The 6256-nt window shown below is 67.8% G+C and carries 7 protein-coding genes and 2 pseudogenes; all 9 read right to left on the reverse strand.

The genetic code is table 11. From position 1 onward, the window contains the following. Positions 1 to 575: pseudogene (locus JMF90_RS19605) on the reverse strand (ABC transporter ATP-binding protein); the annotation flags it as partial. Positions 576 to 767: 192 nt separating this feature from the next. Beyond that, positions 768 to 1043 (reverse strand): lipid asymmetry maintenance protein MlaB, encoded by a 276-nt coding sequence (locus JMF90_RS19610; RefSeq protein ID WP_011546610.1) that lies wholly within the window; start codon positions 1041 to 1043, stop codon positions 768 to 770. Then, positions 1040 to 1669, reverse strand: a complete 630-nt coding sequence (locus JMF90_RS19615; RefSeq protein ID WP_027809257.1) for a phospholipid-binding protein MlaC — start codon at positions 1667 to 1669, stop codon at positions 1040 to 1042. Before JMF90_RS19615 ends, JMF90_RS19610 begins: the two co-directional genes overlap by 4 nt. A 111-nt stretch (positions 1670 to 1780) precedes the next feature. Then, positions 1781 to 2743 (reverse strand): VacJ family lipoprotein, encoded by a 963-nt coding sequence (locus tag JMF90_RS19620; RefSeq protein ID WP_078041091.1) that lies wholly within the window; start codon positions 2741 to 2743, stop codon positions 1781 to 1783. Positions 2744 to 2774: 31 nt separating this feature from the next. After that, complete coding sequence (gene mlaD, locus JMF90_RS19625; protein WP_006477136.1) at positions 2775 to 3344, reverse strand: outer membrane lipid asymmetry maintenance protein MlaD; 570 nt, start codon at positions 3342 to 3344, stop codon at positions 2775 to 2777. 24 nt (positions 3345 to 3368) lie between these two features. Beyond that, positions 3369 to 4136, reverse strand: coding sequence for a lipid asymmetry maintenance ABC transporter permease subunit MlaE (mlaE, locus tag JMF90_RS19630; RefSeq protein ID WP_006486220.1), 768 nt, complete (start codon positions 4134 to 4136; stop codon positions 3369 to 3371). Then, positions 4133 to 4954 (reverse strand): ABC transporter ATP-binding protein, encoded by an 822-nt coding sequence (locus tag JMF90_RS19635; protein ID WP_006477138.1) that lies wholly within the window; start codon positions 4952 to 4954, stop codon positions 4133 to 4135. The genes mlaE and JMF90_RS19635 overlap by 4 nt, the downstream gene beginning before the upstream one ends. Before the next feature lie 84 nt (positions 4955 to 5038). Further along, positions 5039 to 6166, reverse strand: coding sequence for a thiamine phosphate synthase (gene thiE / locus JMF90_RS19640; RefSeq protein ID WP_078040616.1), 1128 nt, complete (start codon positions 6164 to 6166; stop codon positions 5039 to 5041). Then, a pseudogene (locus tag JMF90_RS19645) lies at positions 6163 to 6256 on the reverse strand (thiazole synthase); the annotation flags it as partial. The gene thiE and the pseudogene JMF90_RS19645, both read right to left, overlap by 4 nt.

The raw sequence follows: 6256 nt of genomic DNA on the forward strand, positions 1-6256 counted from the left end.
GAGGTAATGGGTGGTCAGCACGATCGTGTGACCCTCGCGGTTCAGGCGCGAGATGAATTTCCACAGCGTCTGACGCAATTCGACGTCGACGCCGGCCGTGGGCTCGTCGAGCACGATCACGGGCGGCCGGTGCACGAGCGCCTGCGCGACCAGCACGCGGCGCTTCATCCCGCCCGACAGCGCGCGCATGTTCGCGTCGGCTTTCTCGGTGAGATCGAGATTGGCCATCACTTCATCGATCCAGTCGTCGTTGCGGCGCAGCCCGAAATAGCCGGACTGGATGCGCAGCGTCTCGCGCACGGTGAAGAACGGGTCGAAAACGAGTTCCTGCGGCACGACGCCGAGGGCGCGGCGCGCGTTGCGGAAGTCCTGGACGACGTCGTGACCGCGCACCGAGATGCTGCCTTCGTCGGCCCGGGCGAGCCCGGCGAGGATACTGATGAGCGTGGTCTTGCCTGCGCCGTTGGGGCCGAGCAGCCGAAAAACTCGCCTTCCTCGACCGACAGGCTGACGCCCTTGAGCGCCTGAAGCGACTTGTAGCGCTTCTTGACGTGACGGATTTCTATGGCTGACATGACTGTGCGCGACGCAAGGGCCGCGACGCCTATTCTGTGCTTGCTGCGAAAGAAAATGGGGGCCGGACGCCGATTGGCTGCCCCGCAAAACGCTTGATTATAGGGCAAACCGGCTGGTGGAGCCGGCGCCGACGGCGCGCGGCCTGAAGCGTGCGCGCGCCGGCTGGCGCGGCAGGCTTCGGTCGGACAGGGTCAATGTCGCCCGGTGCCTTCGATGAGTGCGTCGACGCCGTAGGCGCGCGCGAGGCTGGCGAGCTTCGGAGGGAGATTGAGGATGTCGAGGGCTGCGCCGCGCGCTTGGGCGGCACGTTGCCATGCGAGCAGCACGGCGAGCGCGGACGAGTCGAACTGCGTCAGCGCCGCGCAATCGACGGCGGTCGCGCCGGCGCCGATGCGCGCAAGACCGTCCGCGAGCGCGGACTTCGCGCTCGCGACGGTCAGCGAGGAGCCGGCTTCGAAGCCGCTCACGACGCCTGCTTGCCCGCGGCAAGTTCCTGGTTGCGCTGCGTCAGGAACTTGATCAGGCCGTCCACGCCGCTTTGCTGGATCTTCTCGTTGAACTGCTGCTGGTACGTCTGGATCAGCCATGCGCCGAGCACGTTCAGGTCATACACCTTCCAGCCGTTCGCCGTCTTGTACAGGCGGTAGTCGATCTGGACCGGCTGACCGTTGTTCAGCGCAACCGTCTTCACGACGACGTCGGTATCGGCCGGATCGGCGCGGAACGGCGGGTACTGGATCTGTTGGTCCGGCTTCAACTGCGCGAGCGCGCCCGAATACGTGCGAATCAGCAGCAGCTTGAACTGCTCCTGAACCTGCTGCTGCTGCTCGGCCGTCGCCGTGCGCCAGTTGCGGCCCATCGCGAGCTGCGTGGTGCGGCGGAAATCGGTGTACGGCAGGATGTCCTTGTTGACGATCGAGATGATGCGGTTGGTGTCGCCCTGCTTGATCGTCTGCTGCTTGACTTCGTCGAGCACCTGCTGGGTCGCCGTCTTGATCAGCGCTTGCGGGTTCGACTGGTCGACTTGCGCGTGAGCTGCGCTGCCGAACGAGAACAGCGCCGCGAAAACGGGGATCAGGAACAGTTTTTTCATCATAGTGGCCTGCATGAATGAGTCGATGCGAAGGTTGGAGCAGGTAGCTTACGCGCAAGTTCGCCTACGCTACCGACTGAATCGTTTCCGGCTGTAACGAATGTAAGTCCGTCAGTGCAGCCGGATGCTCGGGAACCGGAACCCGCCCGGCGACGGCGGCGCCACCTGCATCGCCGGCACGTTCGTTTCGCTGGCCGGGTTCGGCGCTTCGGCCGTGCCCGAGGCCGGCGCAGCCACCGCCGCGGCCGATGCGGGCGCCGGCGCCGCGCCGCCCACCGCTGCCGCGCCCGCCGTTCCGGCCGCGCCGGCTGCCGCCGGTGCCGCGCCGTCTTCCGGCAGATCGTACTTCGGCAGCGCGTCGTTGCTCGACGTCGCGGCGGCCTCGCCGCGCGCGTTGCTGATCAGCATCTGGCGACGCTGCAGGTACGCGTTGCGCACGAACGAATACTTGTCGAGCGCCGCGGCATCCAGCACGTCGCCCGCGCCGAGCAGGTTCGCGCGCGTGTTGACCAGGTTCACGCCGAACAGGCCCCAGCTCAGGCCGTCCGGCTTCACGTAGGTGAGCGGGTTGCCGACATAGTCGACGCCGAGCCCGGCCGTGTCGCGCAGCGTGCTCGGCCCGAGCAGCGGCAGCACGAGATACGGGCCCGACGGCACGCCGTAGCGGCCCATCGTGATCCCGAAGTCGGCCGTGTGTTTCGGCAGCTTCGCGATCGTCGCGACGTCGAACAGGCCGCCGACGCCGAACACCGTGTTGATCACGACGCGCATGATGTCGCCGACGCCGTCCGCGATCCGCAGCTGCACGATGTTGTTCGCCGCGATGTAGACGTCGCCGATGTTCGAGAAGAAGTTCGTCACGCTGTCGCGCACCGGCTGCGGCACCACGTACTGGTAGCCCTTCGCGACCGGCTTCAGCGCGTACGTATCGACCGTGTCGTTGAACTTGTACATCGACCGGTTGAAGCCTTCGAGCGGATCGCCCTTGGTCGGCGTCTGCACGGTCGCGCAGCCGCTCAACGCGGCGACTGCCGCCATCGCCAGCGCGGCGTGCCTGATGCGGATCGTGTGCATGGTCATTACCCTCTTGTTTTCTCTCGTGTGGTTATTGAGCCGCCGAGCCGGACGCGCCGGACACCGCCGACGCCGGTACCGCCACCGGGGCCGGCGCGGCCGGAACGGCCGACGCCCCGGCTGCCGGCTTCGCGCCGCCCGCATCCGCGGCTTTGCTGTACAGGAACTGGCCGATCAGGTTCTCGAGCACGATCGCCGACTGCGTCATCGTGATCGTATCGCCGGACTTCAGCATTTCGGTGTCGCCGCCCGGATCGAGGCCGATATATTGCTCGCCGAGCAGGCCCGACGTCAGGATCTTCGCCGACGAATCCTTCGGGAACGGGTACTGGCCGTCGACGTCGATCGTGACGACCGCCTGGTACGTGTTCGGGTCGAAGCCGATCGACTTCACGCGGCCGACCACGACGCCCGCGCTCTTCACGGCCGCGCGCGGCTTCAGCCCGCCGATATTGTCGAATTTCATCCTCACCGAGTAGGTCGGCTGAAACGACAGCGAGCTCATGTTGCCGACCTTCAGCGCCAGGAACAGCACCGCAAGGAAGCCCACCACCACGAACAGGCCGACCCAGAAGTCGAGAGCAGTCTTTTTCATCGTCATTCCAAAATTTGGCTTGGCTGAGGCTTAGCTGAACATCAGCGCAGTCAGCAGGAAATCGAGGCCGAGTACGGCGAGCGACGCGAACACAACCGTCTTGGTGGTCGCGCGCGACACGCCTTCGGGCGTGGGCTTCGCTTCATACCCCTGGTACAGCGCAATGAAGGTCACGGCGAAGCCGAACACGATGCTCTTGATCACGCCGTTGCCGACGTCGGCCCAGACCTGGACCCCGCCCTGCATCTGCGACCAGAACGCGCCCGGATCGACGCCGATCAGCACGACGCCGACGAAGTAACCGCCGAGCACGCCGACCGCGTTGAAGATCGCGGCCAGGAGCGGCATCGCGATGATGCCCGCCCACATGCGCGGCGCGATCACGTTCTTGATCGGGTCGACCGCCATCATCTCGAGCGCGGTGAGCTGCTCGCCGGCCTTCATCAGGCCGATCTCGGCCGTGAGCGACGTGCCCGCGCGGCCCGCGAACAGCAGCGCGGTGACGACCGGCCCCAGCTCGCGCACGAGCGACAGCGCGACCAGCAGGCCGAGCGCCTGCTCGGAACCATAGCGATTCAGCGTGTAATAGCCCTGCAGGCCGAGCACGAAGCCGACGAACAGCCCCGACACGGCAATGATCACGAACGAATAGTTGCCGAGGAAATGGATCTGCTTCGTGACCAGCCGCGGCCGGCGCAGCAGCGGAAAGAATTCCAGCACGAGGCGCACGAACAGGCGCGTGCCGTAGCCCGCGCGCTCGAGGCCGCCGATGACGTAACGTCCGATCGCGCTGATCATGCGCGCCCTCCGCCGAGCCCGAAATCCGCTGCGAGCGGCGGGCTCGTGTAATGAAATTTGAACGGGCCGTCCGGCGCGCCGTCGATGAACTGCCGCACGCTCGGATCGGTCGACGCGCGCAGCTCGTCGGGCGTGCCCTGCGCGAGCACGCCGCCATTGGCCAGAAAATACACGTAGTCGGCGATCGCGAACGATTCCGGCACGTCGTGCGTGACGAGGATCGACGTCGCGCCGAGCGCCTGGTTCAGCGTGCGGATCAGGTTCGCGGTGATGCCGAGCGAGATCGGATCGAGGCCCGCGAACGGCTCGTCGTACATGATGAGCTGCGGATCGAGCGCGATCGCACGCGCCAGCGCGATGCGGCGCGCCATCCCGCCCGATACTTCGGACGGCATCAGGTCGCGCGCGCCGCGCAGCCCGACCGCGTTGAGCTTCATCAGCACGAGGTCGCGGATCAGGTCTTCGGGCAGGTCGGTATGCTCGCGCAGCGCGAACGCGACGTTCTCGAACACCGACATGTCGGTAAACAGCGCGCCGAACTGGAACAGCATGCCCATCTTGCGGCGCAGCGCGTACAGGCCGTCGCGCGTTTGCGCGCCGACATCGGCGCCATCGAACAGCACCTGGCCGCGGCGCGCACGCACGAGGCCGCCGATCAGGCGCAGCACGGTGGTCTTGCCGCAACCCGAGCCGCCCATGACCGCGACGACCTGCCCGCGCCCGAAGCGCAGGTTCAGGTTGGACAGGACGAGGCGGTCGCCGTAGCCAAAGTCGACGTCGCGAAGTTCCAGCAGGGTCTCGGTAGGAGTGGGGCTCACGGAGCTGACAGTCCTTTTACGCAGAACGCCGAATTATAGGGCCTGCATTGGAATGATGTCGTGACGCCGTTCCGGGCCCTGCGGTCAATGATTGTCAAATTGTCCGGTAAAGCACTGCTGCAGTGCAATAAGCGCCGTCCGATAGTCGGCCGCGCCCGTGACCGCGCTGACCACCGCGACGCTGCCCACGCCCGTCGCCAGCACCGCCGGCAGCGTGTCGAGCCCCACCCCGCCGATCGCGACGAGCGGCGCGCGCGCGCCGGCGAAGCGCGCGTAGCGGGCAATCCGCGCGAGCCCCTGTGGCGGCGCGGCAACGGCCTTGGTGGCGGTCGCGTACACGGGGCCGAGCGCGAGGTAGCTCGGCCGCTCGTGCAGCGCCCGCAACATCTCGTAATAGCCGTGACTCGAAAGTCCGAGCCGCAGGCCCGTGCGCGCGATCGCGGCCAGATCGGCCGTTTCGAGATCCTCCTGACCGAGATGTACGCCGTACGCGCCTGCTTCTGCGGCGATCTCCCAGTGATCGTTGATGAACACGCGCGCATCGGGATAGCGGCGCCCGGCCGCGACCGCGCGCGCGATTTCTTGACGCAGTGTGTCCGGCGTCGCGTCTTTCACGCGCAATTGCACGGTTCGCGCGCCGCCGTCGAGCACGCGCTCCACCCATTCGGCGCTCGGCACGACCGGATAGAGGCCGAGCCGCGCGGGGCACGGCGCGAACGCCGGTTCCGGCGCGGGCGGCAGCCCGGCGACACGCGGGAATCGCGCGGCATCGACCGGCCATGCGTCGGCGGCGCGCGTCTCGTCGCCGTCGCGCCACGCCAGCGCGAGCACCAGCGCGTCGACCGGCGCGAAGCCGCAATCGAGGAACGCGGCAAGCGCCGCGATCCAGTCGTCCGCGAGCGGATGCGCGGCGTCGAGCGCGTAGCGCACGCCAGCCGCATGCAGCACGGCGCCCTGCTCGTCGAATTCGATCGCCACCGTATCGGGCGACGCAGGCCGCGACACGGCCGATGCGCGCGCCTGCGCGGCACGATCACCGGCCGACACGATCAGCACGTCGCCGTCGGCCGGCACGTCGGGCGCCGCCACGCAGAGCCGCCACGGCGCCGCGCCCTCGGGCCAGTCGCCGAGCCGCGCGCGAATCCGCTCGGCCGCTTCGGCCAGCTCGTCGGCCGGCGGCCAGAACGCATCGGCGAAGCGCGCCGCGCTCATGCGCCGCCTCCGTCCTGGTGCCAGAACGGCATCCCGACGACCGGCGTGCTCGCGTGCGCGGTGTCGCGCGCGTCCATCGGACCGGCGAGA

Source organism: Burkholderia sp. E168m23 (assembly GCF_016586125.1).
Lineage (GTDB): Bacteria > Pseudomonadota > Gammaproteobacteria > Burkholderiales > Burkholderiaceae > Burkholderia > Burkholderia orbicola.